General features: G+C 68.8%; 22 protein-coding genes and 1 pseudogene. 13 read left to right on the forward strand and 10 right to left on the reverse strand.

The window, feature by feature from the left end; genetic code table 11:
- Positions 1-48: 48 nt before the first annotated feature.
- On the reverse strand, positions 49-816 hold the full coding sequence (locus QUE33_RS11545; RefSeq protein ID WP_286300198.1) for an SDR family oxidoreductase: 768 nt from the start codon (positions 814-816) through the stop codon (positions 49-51).
- A gap of 101 nt (positions 817-917) precedes the next feature.
- Here QUE33_RS11545 and QUE33_RS11550 point away from each other — a divergent pair, with 101 nt between their 5' ends.
- From QUE33_RS11550 to QUE33_RS11560, 3 genes are all read left to right on the forward strand, one after another.
- The gene (locus QUE33_RS11550) at positions 918-1772 is read left to right on the forward strand and encodes a helix-turn-helix transcriptional regulator (RefSeq protein ID WP_286300200.1); all 855 of its coding nucleotides are present in this window, start codon (positions 918-920) and stop codon (positions 1770-1772) included.
- A 92-nt stretch (positions 1773-1864) separates the two neighbouring features.
- Positions 1865-3508: an HNH endonuclease signature motif containing protein gene (locus QUE33_RS11555; protein WP_286300201.1), complete on the forward strand. Its 1644-nt coding sequence runs from the start codon at positions 1865-1867 to the stop codon at positions 3506-3508.
- Complete coding sequence (locus QUE33_RS11560) at positions 3495-3788, forward strand: hypothetical protein (RefSeq protein ID WP_286300202.1); 294 nt, start codon at positions 3495-3497, stop codon at positions 3786-3788. Before QUE33_RS11555 ends, QUE33_RS11560 begins: the two co-directional genes overlap by 14 nt.
- Here QUE33_RS11560 and QUE33_RS11565 read toward each other — a convergent pair.
- Complete coding sequence (locus QUE33_RS11565; RefSeq protein WP_286300203.1) at positions 3772-4299, reverse strand: hypothetical protein; 528 nt, start codon at positions 4297-4299, stop codon at positions 3772-3774. The two genes, QUE33_RS11560 and QUE33_RS11565, sit on opposite strands and share 17 nt — an antisense overlap.
- A 160-nt stretch (positions 4300-4459) precedes the next feature.
- Here QUE33_RS11565 and QUE33_RS11570 point away from each other — a divergent pair, with 160 nt between their 5' ends.
- From QUE33_RS11570 to QUE33_RS11580, 3 genes are all read left to right on the forward strand, one after another.
- The gene (locus QUE33_RS11570; RefSeq protein WP_286300204.1) at positions 4460-4996 is read left to right on the forward strand and encodes a DUF5684 domain-containing protein; all 537 of its coding nucleotides are present in this window, start codon (positions 4460-4462) and stop codon (positions 4994-4996) included.
- Positions 4993-5655: a lipocalin/fatty acid-binding family protein gene (locus tag QUE33_RS11575; RefSeq protein WP_286300205.1), complete on the forward strand. Its 663-nt coding sequence runs from the start codon at positions 4993-4995 to the stop codon at positions 5653-5655. The genes QUE33_RS11570 and QUE33_RS11575 overlap by 4 nt, the downstream gene beginning before the upstream one ends.
- A gap of 124 nt (positions 5656-5779) precedes the next feature.
- Positions 5780-6184, forward strand: a complete 405-nt coding sequence (locus QUE33_RS11580) for a pyridoxamine 5'-phosphate oxidase family protein (protein WP_286300206.1) — start codon at positions 5780-5782, stop codon at positions 6182-6184.
- Positions 6185-6269: 85 nt separating this feature from the next.
- Here the strand turns inward: QUE33_RS11580 and QUE33_RS11585 are convergent, their stop codons facing one another.
- Positions 6270-8828, reverse strand: a complete 2559-nt coding sequence (locus QUE33_RS11585) for an SdrD B-like domain-containing protein (RefSeq protein ID WP_286300207.1) — start codon at positions 8826-8828, stop codon at positions 6270-6272.
- 33 nt (positions 8829-8861) lie between these two features.
- On the opposite strand from QUE33_RS11585, the gene cas2e reads away from it, so the two are divergent.
- From cas2e to QUE33_RS11600, 3 genes and pseudogenes are all read left to right on the forward strand, one after another.
- Positions 8862-9200 (forward strand): type I-E CRISPR-associated endoribonuclease Cas2e, encoded by a 339-nt coding sequence (gene cas2e / locus QUE33_RS11590; RefSeq protein ID WP_286300208.1) that lies wholly within the window; start codon positions 8862-8864, stop codon positions 9198-9200.
- A gap of 134 nt (positions 9201-9334) precedes the next feature.
- Positions 9335-11671: pseudogene (gene purL / locus QUE33_RS11595) on the forward strand (phosphoribosylformylglycinamidine synthase subunit PurL).
- Entirely contained in the window at positions 11668-11814 is a 147-nt protein-coding gene (locus tag QUE33_RS11600) for a hypothetical protein (RefSeq protein WP_286300209.1), read from the forward strand. Before purL ends, QUE33_RS11600 begins: the two are co-directional and overlap by 4 nt.
- Before the next feature lie 81 nt (positions 11815-11895).
- Here QUE33_RS11600 and gnd read toward each other — a convergent pair whose 3' ends face one another.
- A complete protein-coding gene (gene gnd, locus QUE33_RS11605; protein ID WP_286300210.1) occupies positions 11896-12951 on the reverse strand; it encodes a phosphogluconate dehydrogenase (NAD(+)-dependent, decarboxylating) in 1056 nt (351 codons plus the stop codon).
- A gap of 107 nt (positions 12952-13058) precedes the next feature.
- Between gnd and QUE33_RS11610 the strand changes: the two genes are divergently transcribed.
- Complete coding sequence (locus tag QUE33_RS11610) at positions 13059-13760, forward strand: SGNH/GDSL hydrolase family protein (protein WP_286300211.1); 702 nt, start codon at positions 13059-13061, stop codon at positions 13758-13760.
- Here the strand turns inward: QUE33_RS11610 and QUE33_RS11615 are convergent.
- Complete coding sequence (locus QUE33_RS11615) at positions 13703-14362, reverse strand: hypothetical protein (protein ID WP_286300212.1); 660 nt, start codon at positions 14360-14362, stop codon at positions 13703-13705. The genes QUE33_RS11610 and QUE33_RS11615 overlap by 58 nt on opposite strands.
- 74 nt (positions 14363-14436) lie before the next feature.
- Here QUE33_RS11615 and QUE33_RS11620 point away from each other — a divergent pair, with 74 nt between their 5' ends.
- Positions 14437-14778, forward strand: coding sequence for a TraR/DksA family transcriptional regulator (locus tag QUE33_RS11620; protein WP_286300213.1), 342 nt, complete (start codon positions 14437-14439; stop codon positions 14776-14778).
- A 141-nt stretch (positions 14779-14919) separates the two neighbouring features.
- Here the strand turns inward: QUE33_RS11620 and QUE33_RS11625 are convergent, their stop codons facing one another.
- The 4 genes from QUE33_RS11625 to QUE33_RS11640 are packed head-to-tail and all read right to left on the reverse strand — an operon-like array spanning position 14920 to position 20699.
- Positions 14920-16548, reverse strand: coding sequence for an MFS transporter (locus QUE33_RS11625; RefSeq protein WP_286300214.1), 1629 nt, complete (start codon positions 16546-16548; stop codon positions 14920-14922).
- Between the two features lie 19 nt (positions 16549-16567).
- Positions 16568-17185 carry a response regulator gene (locus QUE33_RS11630; RefSeq protein WP_286300215.1) on the reverse strand — a complete coding sequence of 206 codons (618 nt, stop codon included), beginning with the start codon at positions 17183-17185 and terminating at the stop codon, positions 16568-16570.
- Positions 17182-18468, reverse strand: coding sequence for a histidine kinase (locus QUE33_RS11635; RefSeq protein WP_286300216.1), 1287 nt, complete (start codon positions 18466-18468; stop codon positions 17182-17184). Before QUE33_RS11635 ends, QUE33_RS11630 begins: the two co-directional genes overlap by 4 nt.
- Positions 18465-20699 (reverse strand): MMPL family transporter, encoded by a 2235-nt coding sequence (locus tag QUE33_RS11640; protein WP_286300217.1) that lies wholly within the window; start codon positions 20697-20699, stop codon positions 18465-18467. Before QUE33_RS11640 ends, QUE33_RS11635 begins: the two co-directional genes overlap by 4 nt.
- Positions 20700-20836: 137 nt before the next feature.
- Between QUE33_RS11640 and QUE33_RS11645 the strand changes: the two genes are divergently transcribed.
- Together QUE33_RS11645 and QUE33_RS11650 are read left to right on the forward strand one after the other, a co-directional pair.
- The gene (locus tag QUE33_RS11645) at positions 20837-21655 is read left to right on the forward strand and encodes a hypothetical protein (protein ID WP_286300218.1); all 819 of its coding nucleotides are present in this window, start codon (positions 20837-20839) and stop codon (positions 21653-21655) included.
- A gap of 74 nt (positions 21656-21729) precedes the next feature.
- Complete coding sequence (locus tag QUE33_RS11650) at positions 21730-22671, forward strand: Gfo/Idh/MocA family protein (RefSeq protein WP_286300219.1); 942 nt, start codon at positions 21730-21732, stop codon at positions 22669-22671.
- A gap of 112 nt (positions 22672-22783) precedes the next feature.
- Here the strand turns inward: QUE33_RS11650 and QUE33_RS11655 are convergent, their stop codons facing one another.
- Positions 22784-24244, reverse strand: a complete 1461-nt coding sequence (locus tag QUE33_RS11655) for a lipase maturation factor family protein (protein WP_286300221.1) — start codon at positions 24242-24244, stop codon at positions 22784-22786.
- Positions 24245-24300: the final 56 nt, after the last annotated feature.

Genomic DNA, 24300 nt, shown 5'->3' on the forward strand with positions numbered 1-24300 from the left:
CCGGCAGCGGTCGAACGCCCGCAGCATCCTCTGCTCAGGGTCACCAGCTCACCTCGCCGCGAGCACGTCCGTCCCGTTCAGCGCCGCGATGACCTGCTCCTGGTCTCCGCGCACCTCGCCGTAGCGCAGGAACTTCACGCGCTCGACCTGGATCTCCGCGGCATCCGGCTGCGACTCCAGCAGGGTCATCACCTCGTCGATGTACTCGTCCAGCGGCATCGCCGACGGGTCGTCCTGATGACCCGGGATGATGTCGCTCTGCACGGACGGCGGCACCAGCTCGATCACCTGCACGCTCGTGTCGGCCAGCTGCAGTCGCAGCGTTTCGCTGAGCATGTGGATGGCGGCCTTGGTCGCGTTGTACGTCGGCGTCACGCGCAGCGGCGCGAACGCCAGCCCCGACGACACAGTCATGATCGTGGCATCCGGCTGCGCGAGCAGCGGCGGGAGAAAAGCGGAGATCAGGCGGATCGGGCCGAGCAGGTTGGTGGTGACGGTCGCCTCGGCAGATTCCAGCACTCCCTCCGGCGAGGTCCAGTCCTCCAGGCGCATGATGCCCGCCATGGGGATGAGCACGTTCAGCTCGGGGTGGCGGGCGATGACCTCGGTCCTCGCGGCGGCGATGGATCCGGCATCCGTCGTATCGATCCGGACGGTGCCGATACCCGGATGCTGCGCTGCGACCTGCTCGAGCAGCTCCGTGCGGCGGCCTCCAACGATGACCGTGTTGCCGGCCTCGTGCAGTCGCAGGGCGAGCGCGAGGCCGATTCCACTGGTGGCGCCGGGGATGAAGATGGTGTTTCTGTTGATTCGCATGCTTCGAGTGTCGGCAGTAGGGACGGATGCCGGGCAGAGTCCGCTTATCAGGGGATCGGCGATCCCTGGATGCCGTCGTGCCCGGCGCGCATGATGGACACATGGATCGTCACGCACTCGCCGAGTTCCTGCGGCGCCGTCGGGAGCAGCTGCGACCCGAGGACGTCGGGCTACCTGAGGGGGTGCGTCGACGTGCGCCGGGCCTGCGCCGCGAGGAGGTCGCCCAGCTGGCACTGATGTCCACCGATTACTACACCCGACTCGAGCAGCAGCGCGGGCCGCAGCCGAGCACGCAGCTGCTCGCATCCCTCGCCCGAGCGCTGCGCCTCTCCGCTGACGAACGCGACTACTTGTATCGCGCGGCGGGGCACGCGGTTCCCGACCGCATCGCACCCTCCGAGCACATCGCGCCGGCTCTGCAACGCGTGTTCGACCGACTGCACGACACTCCCGCGCTGGTGATCTCGACCCTCGGCGAGACGCTGCTGCAGAACGATCTGGCGGTGGCGCTTCTCGGCGACAACATCGGGGCGCCGGGCCTGGAGCGCTACGAGCCCTACCGCTGGTTCCTGCAGCCCGAGAGGGCCCGGGCGCACTACCCCGCGGAGGACCACGCCCGCAACAGCCGGGCGCAGGTGGCGGGACTCCGTGCGGCGTACGGAGCGATGGGCAGGCAGTCGCAGGCCGGGACGCTGGTGTCCGAGCTGTCGAAGCGCAGCGAGGAGTTCCGGGAGCTGTGGGATCGGCACGAGATCGCCCAGCGCTTCGCCGATCACAAGACCCTCCTCCACCCCGAGGTCGGCGCGATCGAGGTCGACTGCCAGGTGCTGTTCACCGAGGATCGTGGCCAGGCGCTGCTCGTACTGACGCCCGCCCCGCGCAGCGAGGACGAGGAGAAGATCCGTCTGCTCGGCGTGCTGGGATCGCAGCGATTCCGCGCTGCGGAGAGCACCTGACCGGAGCTTCGTTATCCTTCTGCAGTCTTCTCTGGGTCGATTCCGGGTCGCATCTTCGTTCGAATGTCGGTGGCTGCCTCGATACTGGAAGCATGACATTCGCATCCGATATCACCGACCGGACGGCCGTGCTGGCCGCCGTGGTCGGTGCGGATGTCGAACCTCACGACCTCGCCGCCCGCCTCTCACAGCTCGGCGACGACGAGGCCGTCGCTGTGGCCGAAGCGTCGGCGGCGCTGATCCGCAGCGCGGAACTCGCGCAGGTCGCGGCGGTCGGGGTCATCGCCGCACGCTCGACCCGGGATGCCGGGCAGTCCGGCCTCGCGCAGGCTCGCGGCCATCGCACCGCGATCGCGCTCGTGCAGGACCTCACCGGCACGACGAAAGCGGATGCGGCACGCAAGGTGCGCGTGGGCGAGTCACTGCTGGGCGGGTCGCTGCCAGGAGGCCGGGCGGGCACCGCGGTGGCGGATGCTGCGCCGACGGATGCCGATGATGCGCCGCCATCCGCCGATCCGCCCTCGTCGTGGGACGCGCCGCTGAGTGCCGCCCTGCTCGCTCAGACGATCACCACCGCGCAGCACGACGCGATCCGTCAGGGCCTGGGTGAGCCTCCCGGCGCCGATGTCAGTAGCGATGACGGCGCGGGGAGCGAGGCATGGTCGGCGGCAGCCGAGCAGCTGGCGACAGAGGCCGGCACGCTGTCACTGGAAGAACTGCGGCATACGGCGCGTGCGATCCGCGACCGGCTCGACCCCGATGGCGCGCATCGCCGGTACCTGGAGCGATTCGAACGCCGCAGCTTCCGGCTGTGGACGGATGCCGACGGCAACCGGCGTGGGTCATTCCTGTTCGACGATGAAGGTGGCGTGCTCGCACAGACGGTGCTCGACAGCGCCCTTCATCCGAGACGCGGCGGTCCGCGGTTCGTGGACTCTGCCGAGCGCGAGCGCGCGGCAGAGCTCAGTGCCGACACCCGAACGAACGACCAGCTCGCGTATGACCTGTTCGTCGACGTGCTGCGCTCCGGAGCACTCGCCGATGCCGAGACGGTCTTCGGCACCCGGCAGGCCGGCGTGCGGCTGGTGCAGGTGGTGGATCACGCCGGCGCCCGCTCGCCCATCGCCCACACCGAAGACGGTCTGCACAGCATTCCGCGTGAGTCCGCCGATCAGCACATCTGCGACAGCGGTCACATCACTGTGACAGTGGACGGATGCGGCAGCCCGCTCGACGTCGGGCGCGAGCATCGTCTCTTCACCCCGCGGCAGCGAGTGGCGCTGGCCGTTCGGGACGGCGGATGCCGATGGCCGGGCTGCGACAGGCCTGCGTCGTACTGCGAGGCCCATCACGCGGATCACTGGGCCGAGCACGAGGGCCGCACTGACATCGACCGCGGCATTCTGCTCTGCAGGTTCCACCATATGAACCTGCACCACCACGGCTGGCGTCTGACGCGAAGCGGCAAAGACGACTTCGTCCTCCATCCACCCGGAGACAGATCCGGGGCGGCGCCGATTCCGCTGCGACCGCGACTCACCCTCACCTATGCATGGGCAGGCGATGTTCGGGCGAGCGACGTTCAGACGGGCGTGGCCCGGGCGGGCATGGACCGGGCGAGCACGGATCCACCGCGCCACCGGCTCCTCCCGCGAGGTGCTGCACGCGCAGCACACCTATCTCGCCGGCATGCTGACGCACTGTGCGGTGCGCGTGATCGGCATGGTGCCGGTTGATGCCCCCGACCGCACCCAGCAGCTGGTCGGGGCGGAGACCGTGCTCAAGGAGGCCCACGCGATCGCCGGAGATGGACTGCTGGACTTCCTGGTCAGGCACGCCGCCGCCACGGCATCCGGCCACTCCGTCGCTCTCGCTGCCATCGCGAGCGATGCCGAGACGCTCGGAATGCGCGCGTCGGCGGTGGACACCAGACGGATGCTGGGGCGTGCCGTCGCACGCGACTCGACCCACCCGACGATGTCGCTGTGGTCGGCGGAGGCTACTCGACGCCGCTGATGGTGTAACCCACCACCGCGTCCTCACCATCGTCCTCGTCCATGATCGTGACGACGACGCCCGGCAGCCCGTCCTTCTTGTAGGCCAGGATGGTGCTCGGCCCCGCATTCACCCGGGAGACCTCCTCCCATCCGGAGAAATCCGCCTCCACCTGCGCGACGAGCTCGGTCATGCTGCGCGGGTCGCTGACGACCACCATCAGCCCGTCCTGCGTGCTCATGCTCTGCATCACGTTCTCGGAGACCAGGGTGATGCCGTCGGGGAAGTCGGCCGGCAGATCGCCGAACTCGATGTCCAGCTCGTCGCCGCCGAGCCCCTCGACGAGGTCTTCGGCGATGTTCTTCGCCGCCTCCTCGGAGCTGCTCTCGGCCGCCTTCTTCACGATGTCGTCCAGCGGGTTGGCGAAGCATCCGGTCAGCATCCCGGCGATGACGATGCCGATCGCACCGGCGGCAACGCGGCTCGCAGCGGAGTGACGCATCCTGGTGTTCCCCATCGTGTTCTCCCTCATCCGACTCATCCGCCCATCCCAGCAGCATCCGCTCACAAAGTACTCACGCGCCACCACGCGTCCGTGTCTCCGACATCCGGATCGCGCGCGTGAGCGCTCTGTGAGCGCCGTCTGCTTGCCTGGTCTTCTGCACCTGGAATCACATCCGAATGGGGAGACGATGGACATCTACTCCGGCCTCCTGGCCGCATATCTTGCAGCACTCGTCGGCGGGATCATCGTCGGCATCCTCGTCTACGTGGTCACCGCGTACTTCCTCTCGAAGGTGTTCGCCAAGGCCGGCGTCGAGGGAACATGGCGCGCGTGGGTGCCCGTCTACAACGTGATGGTGCTGTTCAAGCTCGGTGACCTCAGCCCCTGGCTCGTGCTCTACTGCTTCGCCGGCGCCGTGGTGCTCAGCTGGATCGGCATCGGATTCCTCTTCTCGCTCGCGCTGTTCGTCGGCTCGGGGTTGGCCGCCTACCGGATGGGGATGAAGTTCGGCAAGGAGCCCGCCTTCGTCGCACTGTGGCTGATCCCGCCGGCCTGGCTCGCCGTGATCGCCTTCGGCAAGCAGCCGTGGAACCCGGCCGTGGCCCCTGCGCAGTGGGCGGGCAATGCCTTCCTCGCCGATCGCACGGTGTGGGACGGCGTTCCGGCGCAGCCGTCCGGCGGAGCAGCGGGTCCCCTCGCCCCCGAACGGCCTGCGGAGTCATGACCTCTGCGTCTTCGGTGACGACAGGGGCGCTGCGCAAGAGCGCCGCTGTGCTGCTCGCCGCCATCACCGTGTTCGCGCTGAGCGGGTGCGGTGAGGACGAGAACGAGACCTCTGCGACCGGAGGCGGGGTGGGCGGATCGTCAGAGGTCGAGTCGGATGCCGACACGGATGCCGATGAGGCTGGCGACGCCGATGCCGAGACCGTCTCCGAAGAAAATGCCCCACCGCTCACCGGCGAGGCGTGCCTGCACGGCGAGTGGCAGCTCGACAACGGCTCCTTCACGGCGATGCTCGAGTCCGCCGGCGGGAACGTCCTCAGCGTCACCGGCCAGGCGATCGTCACGTACAACGACGACGGCACGTCGACGGCGACCTTCGATAAGTGGACGACCGTGACGGCGCAGGACGACGCCACGGCGACCATGGTGCGCAACGGTGCGGACCAAGCCACCTACACGGTGTCCGGCGACACGCTCACGACGACCGAGACCAGCGGGGATTCCGTGCTCACGATGACCATGAAGTCGGGCTCCGAGACCATCACAATGAACGCGCCACACGAACCCTATTACGTGGGTACGAGCACCTTCACCTGTGAGGGCGACACCCTCACCGTCGTCTCTGATGGAGCCAAGAGCGTGCTGCATCGGGGGCGCTGAGGGCGGGCCGGCACGTCATCGGCCATCTGGGAGCACGTCGCCGGCCATCTGGGATCGGCCGTGCGGCCCGCGATCAGCCCTACAGTGAGAGGGGAGTGCCGTGCTCCCAGTGGGGAGCGAGAGCATGATCCACGAACTCAGCGCTGACGAGTGCCGAGGCCTTCTCGAGGCTGCGTCCGTCGGGCGCCTGGGCTTCACGCATGACGGGCGCGTGCAGATCATCCCGGTCAACTACGTGCTCGACGGCGACTCGGTCATCATCCGGACGGTGCCAGGTGGCATCATCGGCGCGACCGCCGAATCCGGCGATCCGGTCGCCTTCGAGGTCGACCATCTCGACTCCCTCGGGGGCGAGGGATGGAGTGTGCTCATGAACGGGCTGATTCATCCCGTGACCGATCCGCAGGAGCTGGCCGCGATCGACACGCAGCGCGTGTTGCCATGGGCCGGTCCCGATCGGCCGCTGCACCTGCGGTTCGTCATCGAGCAGATCTCGGGACGCCGCGTCCGCCGCGAACGCAACAGGTGAGGATGCAGGAGAGCGCCGATTCCGTGGAACCGACGCTCTCCTGATCGAGTCCCGGCCGCCGTTCGGCGACGGCCGGGACTCACTCTCATGCCGTCACACCGGGGGTGCCGGGGTGTGCGGGGTCGGTGGTCGGCTCCTCGGGGTCGACCGGCTCCTCGGGGTCGACCGGCTCCTCGGGATCGACAACCTCGCGCACGATCACACCGGCATCCCACGTGGGATCGATGCCCTCGGTCGCGAGAACGTCCGCGTGACCGTAGTCCTTCGTCAGACGGGTGTTCTCGTCACCAAGAACGATCGTCTGCGTCAGACCCGTCTCCGGATCAGCATCCGAATCCGCCACGTCATCGCCGGCATCCGCCGTCGTGAACGCGTAGATCTCCTCCAGCTCCGGAGTGAGCGTGAACTTCACCTGATAGTCACCAGCAGGCAGCTCATCGAACAGGTACCGACCATTCTCATCGGTGGTCGTCGAGTCGATGACCTCACCATCCTGAAGCAGCTCCACCGTCACACCCGGCAGCACCGTCTCGGTGTCATCCTGCTTGCCATCCTTGTTCGCATCGATCCACACGTAATCACCGATGGCATACGACTTCTCCGGCTCGACAACCTCGCGCACGATCACACCGGCATCCCACGTGGGATCGATGCCCTCGGTCGCGACGACATCAGCCCAGGGGTAGTCCTTCGTCAGCTGCGTGTTGTCCTGACCGAGGATGATCGTCTGCGTCAGACCGGTCTCCGGATCAGCATCCGAATCCACCGCGTCATCATCGCCAGCATCCGCCGTCGTGAACGCGTAGATCTCAGCCTGCTCCGGAGTGAGCGTGAACTTCACCTGGTACTCACCAGCAGGCAGCTCATCGAACAGGTACCGACCATACTCATCGGTGATCGTCGCACGGATGACCTCACCATCCTGCAGCAGCTGCACGACCACGTCAGGCAGCACCTGCTCGGTGTCATCCTGCTTGCCGTCCTTGTTCGCATCGATCCAGGTCACATCGCCGATGGCATACGACTTCTCCGGCTCGACGGTCCCGCCCGGGGTGTTGTAGAGCACGACGTCGTCCGAGGAGCCATCCGCGCCGACGGTGATCCGGCTCAGCTCGGTCGCCTTCTCGTAACCGACCGGAGCGACATCCTCACGCAGCCAGTAGGTGCCAGGCTCGGCGACAACGGGTGTCGCACCCTCCACCGTGACAATCCTGCCGTCCACGACGCGCAGGTCGCTGAGCACGACTGTCTCCGCGTCTTCGGCGAGCACCGAGAAACGTGCAGCTGTGTCGGTGATCAGCTCCGTGGCGTTCGTGCTGTCGCGCTTGAGCAGGCTCAGCGGATAGTCGTTCGTCGGGGTGATCGTGGCGCCGGCCGAACCGATCGTGTTCGTGATGCCGACGTTCGCGGCGTGGTCGACCACGCGCACCTTGAAGTACAGCGCCACGGTCGATCCGCTCACCAGCTGACCACGCTGCACGGTAACCGAATTGGCGTCAGCGTCGTAGACCACCGTGAGGCTCGTGCCGGGGATCGTGTAGGTGGTGTCGCCGGTCGTGGCGCCGGAAGCGACGTCGTTGATGAAGCCGACGAACTCGACGCCTGCCGGCAGCACGTCGACGACATCCGCCACCATGTTCGTGAACGAGCCATGGGGCAGCAGCTCGACGCGATAGATGAACTCATCGTCGATGAGGGCACCGTTGTCGTCGGTCTCGACGCGCAGGTTGCTGGTGAAGGTGTCGTTCACTGCGTCGTAGACGCGCTTGCGCACCTCCATCTCGTTGCCGTAGTTCGTCACCGAAGAGCTTGAGCTCGAAGTGAAGACGATGTCGTCGTCCGACCCGATGTAGCGGGCACTGTTGGTGATGTCGATCGTCTGCTTGCCCTGCAGCACGTGTGTCGGCAGCTCGAGCTTGATGTTCCAGCTCTTGTTGAGTGGAGCCTCGGCGGCGCCCCAATCAGCATTCTTCGGGAACGCGCTGTTCGGCTGAATCACCAGGTTGCCGTCGTCGTCGAGCGACACGTCGAAGGTGTCGCCGTCGAGCGGGTAGTTCCAGGCGTACATGCCGGTGATGGAGGCCTTGATCTGCGGCAGGGTCTCGTCGGTGACATCGAACACGGAGTGGTCGATCGCGTCGACGATGCGCGACTTGTCGGCCTCGCCCACGTTGTCGCCGATCTCGAACTCGTACGGGACGAGCACGGACGCACCGCTGGTCGCCGTGATGGTGTCGCCTTCGGTCGTCTTACTGAACTTGCTCGGGTCGTCGACACCGCCGCTGGTGTCCTTGGGCACGATCAGCGTGGTCGACGCACCCTTGGCCTCGTAACGCCCGTTGTCATAGACGAAGTAGGCGTTGTTGTCGGCGCGATATTCCGTCTGGTACTGGGTGTCTGAGCTCGGCCACTCGGGCAGCGAGTCGATCGTCGCCTTAGCGGTCAGGGTGTAGGTCTTCTCAACGTCTTTGCCGACGTTGATGTAGATCGACTGCCCCGACACGACGTAGGTGAACTGGTACTCGTCAGCGGCGATCGGCTCCTCGGCGTTGCCGCTGAGCCCGTCCGCGGGCGTGAGCGCGACCGTCGCCCCCGACTCGTCGGTGAGCACCAGCTCAAGGCGTACGGTCGCAGCTGGTTCCAATTACGGAGACGGGCCGTTCTGATGCTCGTTCTGGTGCTCACTGCGGTTCCGCCCGGGCTGCGAGGATACCTCACCCGCTGGCTGCTCGAGATCTCGGCGGGAGTCTTCGTCGGAAAGGTCAGCAAACGCGTCCGTGAGCTCCTCTGGGAGCGCACCGTGACAATGGTGCGCACAGGGAGGGCGATCATGGTCTTCACCGTGCGGAACGAGCAGGGCCTGTCGTTCCTGGTGCACGGCCACCATTGGGAGCCCATCGATGTCGAGGGCGTCACGCTGATGCTGCGGCCACATGATTCCCAACCGGGGCTGGCCGGAGGCCGACCTGCTGCTACTGGATGGAGCAAAGCAGCCCGTCGGCGGAAGACACGATAGCGCGTCAGCCAACCGACTCATTTCAACTGCCGCTTTCGTTCAACGCCCCGTCTAACACATCGTTACTCGAATAAGCACCTTATCCCCCCGATAGACTGGCCTCGCCCCGCTTCTCCCTCTTCTAGGAGCCCCGCGTGTCTGCCGCATCCTCAGCATCCGTCCACCAGCACGTCCCCGACTCCGTCGAGAACGCCATCGCGACCCCCGAGAAGGAGCAGCCGTACGCGGCGCTCGGCCTCAAGGACGACGAATACGCCCGCATCAGGGAGATCCTCGGCCGGCGCCCCACGAGCGGCGAGCTGGCGATGTACTCGGTGATGTGGAGCGAGCACTGCTCCTATAAGTCGAGCAAGAACTACCTGCGCCGCTTCGGCCAGAAGGTCTCCGACGAGATGAAGGAACGGCTCATGGTCGGCATGGGCCAGAACGCCGGCGTCGTCGACGTGGGCGAGGGCTGGGCGGTCACCTTCAAGGCCGAGTCGCACAACCACCCGAGCTTCATCGAGCCGTTCCAGGGGCTGCGACCGGCATCGGCGGCATCGTCCGCGACATCATCTCCATGGGCGCCCGCCCGGTCGCCGTGATGGACGCGCTGCGCTTCGGCGCCATCGACCACCCCGACACCCCCGCGTCGTGCACGGCGTCACCGCCGGCATCAGCTTCTACGGCAACTGCCTCGGCCTGCCCAACATCGGCGGCGAGACGGTCTTCGACGCCGTCTACCAGGCCAACCCGCTCGTGAACGCCCTCGCGGTCGGCGTCCTGCGCCACGAGGACCTCAAGCTCGCCAACGCCACCGGCGTCGGCAACAAGGTCGTCCTGTTCGGTGCCCGCACGGGCGGCGACGGCATCGGCGGGGCCAGCATCCTGGCATCCGACACCTTCGCCGACGGCGGACCCACCAAGCGTCCGGCCGTGCAGGTCGGCGACCCCTTCGCCGAGAAGGTGCTCATCGAGTGCTGCCTGGAGCTCTACCGCGACGAGCTCGTCGAGGCCATCCAGGATCTCGGCGCCGCCGGCATCTCCTGCGCCACCAGCGAGCTGGCCGCCAACGGCAACTCCGGCATGCGCGTCTCGCTCGACGACGTGCTGCTGCGCGACCCCACCCTCACCGCCGAAGAGATCCTGATGAGCGAGTCGCAGGAGCGGATGATGGCGATCGTCGCCCCCGAGAAGCTCGACGCGTTCCTGGCCGTCGTGAACAAGTGGGAGGTCGAGACCAGCGTGCTCGGCGAGGTCACCGGCGACGGCCGCCTGGTCATCGACTGGCAGGGCGAGCGCATCGTCGACGTCGACCCGTCGACGGTCGCGGTCGACGGCCCGGTCTACGACCGTCCGGTCGCGTACCCGACGTGGATCGACGCCCTCCAGGCGGATGCTGCAGAGCTGCTCCCCCGTGCGAACGACCCCGAGACCCTGAAGGCGCAGTTCCTCGCGATCCTGGGCTCGCCGAACCTCGCGGACACCAGCTGGATCACCAACCAGTACGACTACTACGTCGGCGGCAACACAGCCCTGGCCTTCCCCGACGACGCCGGCATGATCCGCGTCGACGAGGAGTCGGGTCTGGGATTCGCGATCGCCACGGATGCCAATGGCCGGTACTGCCAGCTCGACCCCTACGCGGGCGCGCAGCTGGCCCTCGCCGAGGCGTACCGCAACGTCGCCGTCACCGGGGCCGAACCCACGGCCATCACCGACTGCCTGAACTTCGGCTCCCCGAGAACCCCGAGGTCATGTGGCAGTTCGGCCAGACCGTCGACGGTCTGGCGGACGGATGCTACGAGCTGGGCACCCCGGTCACCGGCGGAAACGTCTCGTTCTACAACCAGACCGGCGATGTGCCGATCCACCCCACCCCGCTGGTGGGCGTGATGGGCATCATCGAAGACGTGTCTCGCCGCATCCCTTCGGGTTGGCAGGACGAGGGACAGAACATCTACCTGCTCGGCACCACCTCCACCGAGCTGAGCGGCTCGGCCTGGGCGGATGTCGTGCACGACCACCTCGGCGGTCGTCCGCCGGCCGTGGACCTCGCCGGCGAGAAGAGCCTGGCCGGTCTCATCGCCGCCGCCCGCGACGAATGGCTGATCTCCTCCGCCCACGACCTGTCGGAGGGCGGCCTCGCGCAGGCCCTCGCCGAGGGTGCCATGCGCTTCGGCCTCGGCGCGCGGGTCTGGCTCACCGAGCTGATGGAGCGGGACGGGGTGGATGCGGCATCCGCCCTGTTCTCCGAGTCGACCGGCCGTGTGATCGTGACCGTGCCGCGCGAGGACGATGTGAAGTTCCGCGGCCTGTGCGAGGGTCGCGGCTACCCGGTGCTGCGCATCGGCGTCACCGACTCCGAGCCGACGCTCGAGGTGCAGGACGTCTTCACCGTGTCGGTGGACGAGCTGCGCGAGACCTCGCGTGCCACACTGCCCGCTGTCTTCGGTCCGACGGTCACCGAGCCTACTGCGGCGTCGGCGTGACGGGAACCGTGGGCACCGACGAGGACTACGGCGATCTCGGCGAGCGCCGGAACCGCCGCATCCGCCTGGTCGCCTGGGTGACGATCGTCGCTCTGATCGTCGCCGGCGGCGGCGCGACCGCATTCACGCTGCTGCTGCCGTAGATCCCCGCTTCGGGTGTCGCAACACGCCGCATCGCTGCGGTCGATACGGCGTGTTGTGACACCCGAGCAGGGGAACGGCACTCAGGCCGTGTCGGACTTGCGGGCGCCGGCCTCCAGCGAGTCACCCGCAGGCAGCTCCTTGTGGCCGCCGAACTGCAGGCGCATCGCCGAGAGCACCTGGTTGGCGAACTGATCCTCGTCGCGTGAGGCGAAGCGCTCGAACAGCGACGCCGCGAGCACCGGCACCGGCACGCCGACATCCACCGCCGCCTTCACGGTCCAGCGGCCCTCGCCCGAGTCCGAGACGCGACCGGCGAGCCCGTCGAGCGTGGGGTTCTCGTTGAGCGCGGTGGCGGTCAGGTCGAGAAGCCACGAAGAGATCACCGACCCGCGGCGCCACAGTTCAGACACTGCGGCGGTGTCGATGTCGAACTGATAGTACTCCGGCTCCTCGAGCGGGGCGATCTCGGCGGAATGCTCGGCCTCGCGCACACCCGCGTCGGCGTTGTTCAGCACGTTCAGCCCCTCGGCGAGCGCGGCCATGATGCCGTACTCGATGCCGTTGTGCACCATCTTCACGAAGTGTCCCGAGCCCGACGGGCCGCAGTGCAGGTAGCCCTGCTCCTCGGGGGCGAGGTCACCGGTGCGGCCGGGCGTGCGCTCGATCTCACCGGCGCCCGGCGCGATGGTCTTCAGCAGCGGCTCAATGTGGCGGACTGCAGCATCCGATCCGCCCACCATCAGGCAGTAGCCGCGCTCCAGGCCGAACACGCCACCGCTGGTGCCGGCATCGACGTACTCGATGCCCTTCTTGCGCAGCGCCTTGGCGCGGCGCACGTCGTCACGGTAGTTCGAGTTGCCGCCGTCGATGAGGATGTCGCCGGGCTCGAGCACCTCGGCGATCTGCTCGGCAACGGTGCCGGTGAGCGAGGCGGGAACCATCATCCACACCACGCGCGGAGTCTGCAGCTTCGCAGCGAAGTCCTTCAGGTCGGATGCTCCGGTCGCCCCCTCCTCGGCGAGCGCGGCGACAGCATCCGGATTCACGTCGTAGGCGACGCATTCGTGCCCGTCGCGCATCAGCCGGCGCACGATGTTCGCGCCCATCCGCCCGAGTCCGATCATTCCCAGTTGCATCGCGTCTCCTCGCATCAGTCCAACTTTCCCATCGTCCTCCCGCCGTCGGAGCGAGGCAAGGAGGCACCGTGGGTGTTTCGGTTCCGCGACCCGGCATGATGGAACCCATGACTGCCGACGCGACCCGCCTGCACACGCTGCTCGACTCGGATGCCCCGCTCACCTGGGTGCTCACCGGCGACTCGATCACGCACGGACTGGTACACACGCAGGGCGAGCGCAACTACGTCGACCACCTGCACGAGCTGATCCGCGGCGACCTGGGACGGGTGCAGGATGCACTCATCAACACGGCGATCAGCGGGTGGCGCGTGGTGCAGCTGCTCGACGACTTCGACCGGCGGGTGGCCGCGTGGCGGCCGGATGTCGTGACCGTCATGATCGGCACCAACGACTGCTCGACGGGCGGCAAGTTCCCGGTGATCGAGCCGGCCGAGTTCGCGGCATCCGTCACCGAGTTCGTCGCACGCGTGCGCGAGACCGGCGCAATCCCGGTGCTGCAGACGCAGCCCACGATCGACGTGACCGACGCCCCCGAACGTGCCCGCATCGCCGACTTCGCGCAGGCGATCCGCGACGTCGCCACTCGCGAGCAGACCATCCTCGTCGACCAGTTCGCCCGGTTCACCGAGCTGGGAGAGGGCGGCGTCGCGACCGACCTGCTGAACGATCCGTTCCACCCCGGCGCGGCAGGTCATGCCGTGCTCGCGCGGGAGCTGGCGCGCGCCCTGGGCCTGCAGCCGCCCGCCGATCAGGACCGTGTGCTGCCCCGGCTCGAGGAGCGCGCGACCCGCGGACTCGGACGCTGAGACCGTCGCGCGGCAGCGGAGCTCCGTCGCGGGCCGGCCGAGCCCTCACGCCCCGGCCAGCGCCCCGAACCCGACCGCCGCGCACACGGCGCCGACAACCAGCAGAATGCTGCCCCCAGAAGTCCGCACCAGAAGCTGCGGGCCGCTGCCCGCTCGGAAGCCCGCGCCACCACAACTGCGATGACGGTGACGACCACGCCGGTCACGACGAGGATGGGCTGTCCGAACACCCAGGCCAGCGGGATGAAGTGGATGCCGACCACTGCCAGCACGATCGGGGCGATGAGATCCTTTCGCTTTCGACGCGTGGCCCAGATCGCCAGCAGGATGATCGCGATCACCTCGAGCCAGAACACGACCACATAGACGATGAACGCGGGACTTCCCACGACCATCGCGGTGGGCCCCGGCCAGCTCTGCACTGCGGCGGGGACACTGATACCGGCCAAGGCTGCGCCGCCGAGTGAGATGACCGCCAGCACGATCCGCCAGACCACGCCTTTCGGCGGGCGCTCCTGCGCCCATCCCGCCCAGACGAACGCTGCCACCCCGAAGATGACTCCGATCATGAACAGGTCGAGCGGAAAATCGGCGTCGATCATCTCCTCAGCGTAACCGGGCCGTCGCCCCCGGCGGAACGGCCCACGTCCGTCAAGCCCGGCGCTAGGGTGGCGGCATGGACGACGCACGGGAACGGCTTGAGACGTTGAGGGCGGATGCTGCCCGTCGCGCGGAGTCGGCGGCATCCGCCCTGGCCGCGCTCGTCCACGACCGGCAGAGCTCCACCGACGACGACGAGCACGATCCCGACGGAGTGACGCTGTCATCGGAATGGTCACGTCTGTCGGCGCTGTCGGATGCCGCAACCGATGAGCTGCAGAGATTCGACGACGCGCTGGCACGAGTGGATGCCGGCACCTACGGGATCTGCGCGCGCTGCGGCAAACCGATCCCCGCTGGCCGGCTCGAGGTGCGCCCGTTCGCCGAGCTGTGCGTGCCCTGCGCGGAGAAGGCGTAGCCGGGCCCGCGCTGACTCCGTCCAGCCCACCGCTCACGTGGCGCACTTTGCCGCATCACCCCAGCCGGTTGCGGCCATCTGCGCCACATGAGCGAGGATTTTGGGGCTCGCAGGGCGGGGATCACCAGCGCAGGGCGGGGATCAGCCCTCGCGCGAGCTGCGTCGCAGCCAGAACGCGCCGATCAGGCCGAGCACCAGGAAGGCGATCGCGACCAGCAGCGACCAGCGCGTGGCGTCGGCGAAGCCGGCGGTGAGGGCGTTCACGGCGGCATCCGTCTGCGAACCGAGCGCACTGGCATCGCCCTGGGCGCGCAACTGTGCGATGGTCGTGCCGGCGGTCTGCCGCGTCGCGTCGGCGAGCTGATCGGCGGTCCTCCCCGAGATCCCCGCGGCGTCGAGAGCGGCGGGCAGCGTCGCGGCGAGCGCGACCGACAGTGCAGCGCCCGCGAACGCCGTGCCGAGCGCGGAGCCGACCTGGCGCACCGTGCTCTGCGTCGCCGACCCCTGACCCGAGATGGCGACCGGCACGTCGCGCAGCACCGTGCCGGTGAGCTGTGCGGATGCCAGGCCCAGGCCGAGCCCGTAGAACACCAGCGGGATCGCGATGACCCAGCCCGGGGTGCTCCCCCGCACGATGACGGCAAGCGCGATGGCCGCGAGCACCTCCATGCCCAGGCCCAGCAGCACCACCCCCGGCGCGCCGAGCCGCGCGGCCAGATGCCGTGCCGCGGCGCCGGAGGCGAAGGCGCCGAACGCCATCGCCGCGAGCACGAGTCCGGCTCCCATGACGTCCAGCCCCAGGGCGTTGATCAGGTACAGCGGCAGCACGAACAGCAGCGCGAACTCTCCGACCGCGACCATGCCCGCGGTGAGGTTGCCCCACGAGAAGGTGGAGAACGAGAACAGGTCCAGATCGAGCAGCGCCGCGCGCTGCACCTTCTCGCGGTGGCGCTCCCAGATCACGAACAGCGCCAGCGCGACGGCGGCGACGGCGAACATCACCGGCACGACCGAGATCGCGGCATCCGTCCCCCAGGTCCAGCCGAAGACGGTGAGCTCGCTCTTCGGCATCCACCAGCCCAGATCCGGCCCTTCGATCACGGCGAACACCAGGGCGCCGAATCCGATCGCACTCAGCAGCGCACCGTCGACGTCCACGCCGGGGCGCTTCTTCTCGCCGCGGGTCTCGCGCACCGTCAGGATGCCGGCGACGAGCACCAGGAGTCCGAGCGGGAGGTTCACCAGGAAGATCCAGTGCCACGACGCCCACTGCGTGAGCGCGCCTCCCGCTAGTGGGCCAATGGCGGCCGCGCCCGAGATCACGGCTCCCCAGACGCCGAACGCCGCCGCGCGATGCCTGCCCCGGAAGATCGCGTTGACCGTGGAGAGCGTGGACGGCATGATGAACGCCGCGCCCACCGCCTGCACCGCGCGGGCGCCGATCAGCATCCCCGCCGTGGTCGACACCGCCGCGAACAGGCTGCCGCCCATGAACACGAGCAGCCCCGCCAGGAAGAGGCGCTTGCGCCCCCACCGGTCGGCCAGACTCCCGGTCGAGAGCAGCAGCGCCGCCAGCAGCACCGCGTACAGGCTGTTCACCCACTGCGCATCGGTGAGATCCAGCTTCAGGTCGCCGATGATCGCGGGCAGCGCGACGCTCACGATGGTGCCGTCGAGCACGATCAGCCCGAGCCCGATCGACAGGACGGCCAGTCCCAGCCAGTCCCGCCGCGTCGGGGCGCGGTCCGGTGCGGACGACGGCTCGTTCATGAAGTCTCCTCGAGAATGGTCAGATGAGCCCGGCTTCGCGGGCGACATGGATCGCGCGCGAACGGCTGTCGACGTCGAGCTTGGTGAAGATGTGGGCGAGGTGGCTCTTGACGGTCGCCTCGGTCACGAACAGCGTGCGCGCGATCTCGCGGTTCGCAGCCCCCGTCGCGGCGAGCCGCAGCACATCGGTCTCGCGCTCGGTGAGCTTCGGCAGCGGGCTGCGCAGCCCTTCAAGCAGGCGGGTGGCCAGCCCCGGCGCGAGCACCAGGTCGCCGGCGGCCGCCCGACGGATGCCGTCGATGATCATCTCGGGCGCGACGTCTTTGAGCAGGTAGCCGGCAGCGCCTGCCTCGATCGCGCCGACGATCTCGGCATCCCGATCGAAGGTGGTCAGGATCAGCACGGCGGGCGCCGGATTCAGCGCCCGCAGCTGGGCGGTGGTGCGGATGCCGTCGATGCCGTCGCCGAGTCGCAGGTCGCATAGCACGACATCCGGATGCAGATGACCGGCCAGCACGACCGCCTCCTCGCCGGTGGCGGCCTCGCCCACAACCTGTATGCCTTCGGTGTCGAGCACGGCGCGCAGGCCGCTGCGGACGACCGGGTGATCGTCGACGAGCAGCACGGTGACGGTCATGGTGTCTCCTCGGTCGCGGTTCCGGGTCGAAGGTGCAGCGGAAGGTGCACCGAGATCGCGGTGCCCTCGCCGGGCGCACTCTCGATGTCGAGTCCGCCGCCGAGCTCGCGCAGCCGGGAGCGCATGAAGCGCAGTCCGTAGCTCGACGATCCAGTCTCGGCGGCGTGCTCCCAGGCGGGAACGTCGAAGCCGGCTCCATCGTCGATGATGTCCAGCCGCACGGTTCTGCCCTCGGCATCCGTGCTGTCATCGTCGATCAGACTCATCACGACCCGACCGGCGTCGGCGTGCAGCCGCACATTGGCCAGCGCCGACTGCGCGGTGCGCAGCAGCGCCACCTCGACCTCGGTCGGCAGCAGCGGCAACGTGTCGTCCACGTGCAGCTCGACCTGCAGCCCGGCCTCGTCGCGAGCGCGGTCCAGCATCCGTCGCAGTGCCGCGGCCAGCACGTCCTCCTCCAGCTCAGACGGGGCCAGTGCTGCGACGATGCGTCGCACGTCGGCCAGGCTGTCGCCGGCGAGCACCTCCACCTGCGACAGGGCGCGGGCGGCCTCAGGATCCGTGCTGCGCCCCGCGCCGGCATGCGCGAGCAGCCGGATGGAGGACAGCCCCTGCGCGACGGTGTCGTGGATGTCGCGGGAGATGCGGGTGCGCTCGGCGATCGCGCCGGACTCCCGCTGCGCCAGAGCGAGTTCGTCCTGCAGCTCGGCCATCTCCTGCTGCGCCGAGGTGAGAGAGTCCACGAGACGCTCGCGCTCGGCGGCATCCCGCAGCAGCTGCAGGTAGCCACGGGAGATGCCGAACGCGAAGATCCCGCCGATCAGCGGTCCGAACACGTTCGCGTAGCTGGTGCTGCCGTGATGCAGGATCGGCGCGACCACCACCACGGCCAGCACCAGACCCGAGAACAGCAGCCCCCACGGGACCGGCAGCAGGTGCCCCGCGAGCAGCCACAGCAGGAAGGCGATCCAGACGAACTCCGACGACACTGCGACCGCGGCACCCCAGATCACGGCGAACCCCAGCAGCCACCACACGACGACGCGACGTGAACCGGTGCGAGACGGCAGCAGCGTGCCGGCGGTGTGCCAGGCCAGGATCGCCAGACCGGCGACCACCGCTGCGGCGATCGGGGTGCCGTCGCCCACGGCGCGGACCACCCCGATCGCGGTGAGGACGGCGGCGATCACGTGCTGGCCGATCTCCATCGCCCGCACGGTTGCTCCGTTCGCGGCCGACCCGGGTCGATCGGTGCGCGTCAGTGGAGCGTTCACGACGTTCATGGGGTCAATTGTCCCTGTGACCTCTGCTGTGCGCCGGTTGCCGGGGTGCGCGTCGTGACAGCGTCGGCCTCGGGGGTGCGCTTCCGCAGGATGCCCGTCTTCGGCCTGTTCGGTGTGCCGGGCCACCAGATGCGGTCGCCCACCAGCGCGAAGATGGCGGGCACGATCACGGTGCGCACCACCAGGGTGTCCACGACCACCCCGACGCCGACGATCAGGCCGAGCTGGCCGAGCGTGACCAGCGGCAGCACGCCGAGGGCGGCGAACACGGCGGCGAGCACGATGCCGGCGCTGGTGATCACTCCTCCGGTGTGCGCGACCGCCTCGACCATCCCGGCGCGAGTGCCGTGCACGGCTGCCTCGGCGCGCGCCCGGTGCACCAGGAAGATCGTGTAGTCGATGCCGAGGGCGACCAGGAACAGGAACGCCAGCAGCGGAACCTGCAGATCCAGCGCATGCTGACCGAACAGCACCCGGCTCAGCCACGCCCCCGCGCCGATCGCAGCGACAGCGCTGGCGAGATTGACCACGAGCAGCAGCACCGGCGCCATAACCGAGCGCAGCAGCACCAGCAGCACCAGGAAGCTCACCCCAAGCACGAGCGGCGCGATCAGCAGCAGATCCTGCTGGTTCCCCGCCCGCGCGTCGAGGTCGGTTGCGACAGCACCACCGACCACGGCATCCGCATCCGGCACCGCGTGCGCGGCGTCACGGAGCTCGGCGATCTGGTTCAGGCTCTGCTCGGTGCTCGGCGCGTAGTCGCTGGTCACCATGATCCTGGTCAGTGCCCCGTCTTCGGTCGTGCCCGCCGGGTGCGCCCGGACCACCCCGTCGACGTCCTGCACGGCGGCGACCACGTCATCGGCCCGGGCACTGTCGGCGACCACGAAGATCGGCTGCGCCTCACCGGGAGGGAAATGGCCGGAGAGCACCTCCAGACCGGCGGCCGACTCGGACTGCACGCGGAACTTCTCGATCTGGTCGAGTCCGACCGAGGTACCCAGCAGTCCTGCGGCCATGACAGCCAGCAGTGCGACCCCCGCGAGCAGGCTCACGACCGGGCGGCGCACCACGCCGGAGGCGATCCGGCGCCAGGCACGGCCAAACCGCGGGCTCTCGGCGGGGCCGGTGCTCTCGCCGGGGCGGTGCGTCTGGTCGAGACGGTGCGTCTGTTCGAGACGGTACGTCTGATCGGGGTGCGGCACGAACGGCCAGAACACCCTGCGTCCGCAGACGGCCAGCAGCGGCGGCAGCAGGAACAGCACGGCGGCGAGCGCGATCAGCAGGCCGATGGCCGAGGAGATGCCGAGCCCGTGCGTGCCGGGAATCACGGCCAGCACCAGGGTGAGCAGGGCGAGCACGACGGTGATGTTCGAGGCGAGGATCGCGGGCGCGGTGTGACGCCACGCCGTGCTCAGTGCCTGCCGATGATCCTCGGTTCGGCGCAGCTCTTCGCGGTAGCGCGAGATCAGCAGCAGCGCGTAGTTCGTGCCGGCGCCGAACACCAGCACGCTGATGATGCCCGAGTCGAACTGCAGGTTCCACAGCGACCCAGCCGCGGCGGTGAGACGTCCCGCCAGACCGTCGGCGAGTGCGACGACCACCAGCGGGATCAGCCACAGCACCGGAGAACGGTAGGTGACGATGAGCAGGATCGCGACGATCAGGATCGTCACCAGCAGCAGCGTGAAGTCCGCGCCCTCGAACGACGCGGCGACATCGGCGCCGAACGCCGGCCCGCCCGTCACCTGCAGGGAGATCCCCTCGGGCGCGTGGTGGGCCAGATCGGCGCGCACCTGCGTGATCACCGCGGCGGTGTCGGTGTTCGTCTCGCCCACCTTGATCGGCGTCACGAGCACGGCCGCCTTCCCGTCGTCGCTGAGCAGCGGCCCGGTCGAGTCGGCATCGGCGTGCTCGTCCAGCACGGGCAGCAGAGCTTTGAGCTCGCCGATCTCGGCATCCGTCAGCTTCGCTCCGTCGTCGCGGGAGGCGACGACGAGCACCGACTGGCGATCGGCGTTCGGGAACGTGTCGAGCAGCGCAGCCACGCGGGCGGACTCGGATGCCGTCGGCGCCTGCGCATTGCCCGCAGGTGCCTTCGCCGAGCCGAACGCCCCGAACAGGACGAACATCACCAGCAGTGCGGCGCCCATCCAGATCCACGCGCCGCGGCGCGAGGTGAGGCGGTCGGAGAGCGGGTGCCGGGGTCGCCCGGTGCGGAGTTCTGCCATGACATCAAGCTCACCAGCGCGCGGCTTTGCGAGCATCGCGGTCAAGGGTGAACTCCGTCTCCATCGAAAGGATGAGGTCGTGCGCTCATGACATCCGTCACAGCGGATCCCCGCGCGCGAGATTAGGCTGGGGCATCATGGATCCCACGTTCTGGAGCGGCTTCTGGGGAAACGTCGGCCACCTCTGGTGGCTGATCTTCCCCATCATGGGTGTCGCCGGGGGAATCGGCCGTCGCTGGCAGATCGCGTCCCGCGAGCGTCACGAGCGCCGCCTGGAGACACTGCGCCTGAAGAGCGAGCTCAAGACCGCGGAGCTGCAGGCCCGGGGCATCCCTGTTGCGTCCGGCGGAAAGCGCGTCGGCGCCCGGCCGGCCGCGCAGCCGGCATCCGTCCCTCCGAACGAACTGCTCGAGCGCCTGTTCGCCGAGCACGACGAGATCACCGCGCGCTGGCTGGACTATGAGCTCGACGTCGCCAAGCTCATCGCCTTCCCAGCGATGAGCGACGGCCGCCAGCCGCTGACTGCGGCGTTCCTGCGCGCCAAGAAGACCGCGGATGCCCTGCGCCCGGCATCCGCGGACGCGAAGGTCACCGAGCAGCGGGTGACGGAGTATCTGGATGCCGTCGGCAACTACGCCGTGGCGTTTGAAGTCGCCGAGCGCGATGCCCGCCGGCTGCGCGACTCGTCGTTCAGCGCGGACGAGCGCAAGCGCCTCGATCGCGCGCAGCACATGCTGAAGGTCGCGCTCGACGAGTCGGCCACCCAGGCCGAACGCCAGGTCGCCTACAAGCGCGTGCGCGACGAGCTCGAAGGACTCATCGTGCTCTCCGACGACGCCGTCGACGTGCTCGAGAAGAAGGTGGCCGGCGAGCTCCCCCGCGCGCAGAACCCGAGTACTCCGCCCACTCCCGAGCCGGAGCGACTCCCGCTGAAGCGCGACGAACCGCTCGCCTGACACCTCCCTCGACGACAGCCCGGGGTCTCGCGACGCGGATTCCGGGGGAGCTGGTTGCGACGTAGGCTCGGCGTATGGATGACACACCGCGGATCGGCATCGTCGGCGCGGGCGGCATCGCCCCACCGCACATCGAGGGCTGGCTGGCACTGGGCGCCGAGGTCGGCATCCTGCGCCGCACCGGGGCGGATGCCCTGGCCGAACGCTACGGCATCCGCGGCGTCGACACCCTCGAAGAGCTGATCGACGCGTCCGGGATCGTCGACATCGTCAGCCCCACGCCCACCCACCTCGACATCGCACGTGCGGCCTTCGCCCGCGGCAGGCACGTGGTGTGCGAGAAGCCGCTGGCGGTGACCGCCGCCGACGCGCAGGCGATGACGGATGCCGCGGAAGCCGCCGGCATGAGGCTGTTCCCCGCCCACGTGGTGCGCTACTTCGAGGAGTATCACCGCCTGCATGAGCAGCGTCACTCGGTGGGCACGCCGACGGAGCTGACCTTCCGGCGCACGGTCGCCGCTCCCGCCTCGGCCTGGTTCTACTCGCAGGAGGCCGGCGGCGGTCTGATCCGCGACCTGATGATCCACGACCTCGACCAGGCGCTCTGGCTGGCAGGACCCGTGATCGAGGTCTCGGCCACGCAGGATCCTGCTGTGCTCGACGGCGTCGTGCAGCCTCCGGTCTCCGCGCACGTCACCCTCACCCATGCGAACGGGGCGATCAGTCATGTGCGCGGCGACTGGTTCGGGCCGGACACTCCGTTCCGCTCGCAGGCGTCCCTGGTCGGAACCGATGGCGAGCTCTCCGTGGACACCGATGCCCTTGCCGGTGCCCGTGATGGGTATCTGCCTCCGGCATCCGACGTCGATCCGTACCGGGCGCAGCTCGCGGACTTCCTCGACGCGATCCGCACCGGCCGCGACGCCCGCGTCACTCCCGCCGACGGCGTGGCCGCCGTGGCGCTGGTGGATGCCGCCTACGCGTCGCTCGCATCCGGGCATCCGATCCTGCTCTGACGACCCGCGTCGCCGTCGCTGCCCCCGTTCATCGCCACCGCCCCTGCCCATTCACGTCGTTCAGAGGGGGCCAGGACGACCAGCAGGGGCAGGGACGATCGACCCGCGCTCCTCACCCGCCCAGCGGGCGCACCACGACGCGGCGTCGATCGCGCACCCACACCGCACCATCGACACGGTGCTCGGCGCGGCTCGCGAACCGGTACCGATAGGAGATCACGCGCACCCAGCGGGGCCGCCGCCCCTCGAACGGGTCGTGGCGCAGCAGCCGCAGCGTGGGAGCATCGGCCTCCAGCAGCCGCACCAGGAACGACGCGAACCAGTCCTGCAGCGAATGGCCGAGCGGCAGGAACCACATCAGCCAGTCCAGCCGCAGATGGTACGGGGCGAACTGTCGCGGGATGCGATGCACGTCGCCCGGCTTGCCCGTGAACTCGTACTCCGACCACACGGCCGCATCGGGGTCGGCATCCTCCGTTCCCTCGACGATCAGCTCGATGCGCTCCTTCGTGACCGTGCCGAACGCGCCGTAGGCGTTGCCGAGCTGCCAGCGGTTGAAGCTCGCGTTCATCAGCTGACGCCGCGCGAACAGGTTGCGCAGCGCCGGCCAGCTGAGCACGAGCAGCAGGAGGCCGACGGCGCAGGTGATCACGATCCAGTACAGCGGGATGCCGCCGGTCGCATCGTCAGCGTGCGAGCCGCCCGATCCCGGCAGTCCCAGTGCCGAGAACGCGATCACGACCGTCGCCCAGTTCAGCCAGGCGAAGTTGCCCGTGACGATCAGCCACAACTGCGTGAGCACCACGATGCCGGCCGCCACGGCGCCGATGACGATCGGCCAGTCGCCGGCGACCCAGATCGAGAGGAGCGGCGCGAACAGGAAGAACGGCACGACCAGCTGCGCGAAGTGGTTGCCGAGCACCTCTCCCCGGTGGAACCAGCGCGGCAGCAGGTGCGCCTGCCGGCTGAGCGGTCCGGGCATCGGCTGGGTCTCGTGGTGGTAGGTCAGCGCGGTCAGGTCGCGCCATTCGCGTCCGCCCCGGATCTTGATCATGCCCGCGCCGAACTCCAGCCGGAACAGCAGCCACCAGAACAGCACGATCACCACGGTCGGCGGCGGCTGGTCGCCCGAGCCCAGGAAGGCGGCGAGAAACCCGGCCTCCAGCAGCAGCATCTCCCAGCCGAAGGAGTAGAACGTCTGCCCGATGCTGGTGATCGACATGTAGCCGCCCCACAGCAGCAGGAAGCAGATCATCGGCACCCACGGCGGTCCGAGCTGCGGGAGGCCGACCATTAGTCCGATGGCGATGAGCATGCCCGTCCAGCACAGCCCGGCCAGCCTGCGGTCCGAGTACCGGATGCGGGTGAACAGCGTCGGATGCAGCATCCGTCTTCTGCTCTTGGACGAGCCGGCCCACGCCAGCAGGTCTGGTGCGGGCATCAGCCCGCGCTCGCCCAGCAGGGGACGGAACTGATTCAGCGACGAGAGGAATGCGACGGCGAAGAGCCCCGCGATGCCTCGTTGCAGAGCCTCGCGGGCGAAGCCGAAGTCGACGGCGGCGAATCCGTCCATGTCCACAGGCTAGGCCCGCACGCCCTCGATGTGGAACGGGGAGCAGGTTGACACCC

It is taken from the genome of Microbacterium suwonense (assembly GCF_030296555.1).
GTDB classification, from domain to species: domain Bacteria; phylum Actinomycetota; class Actinomycetes; order Actinomycetales; family Microbacteriaceae; genus Microbacterium; species Microbacterium suwonense.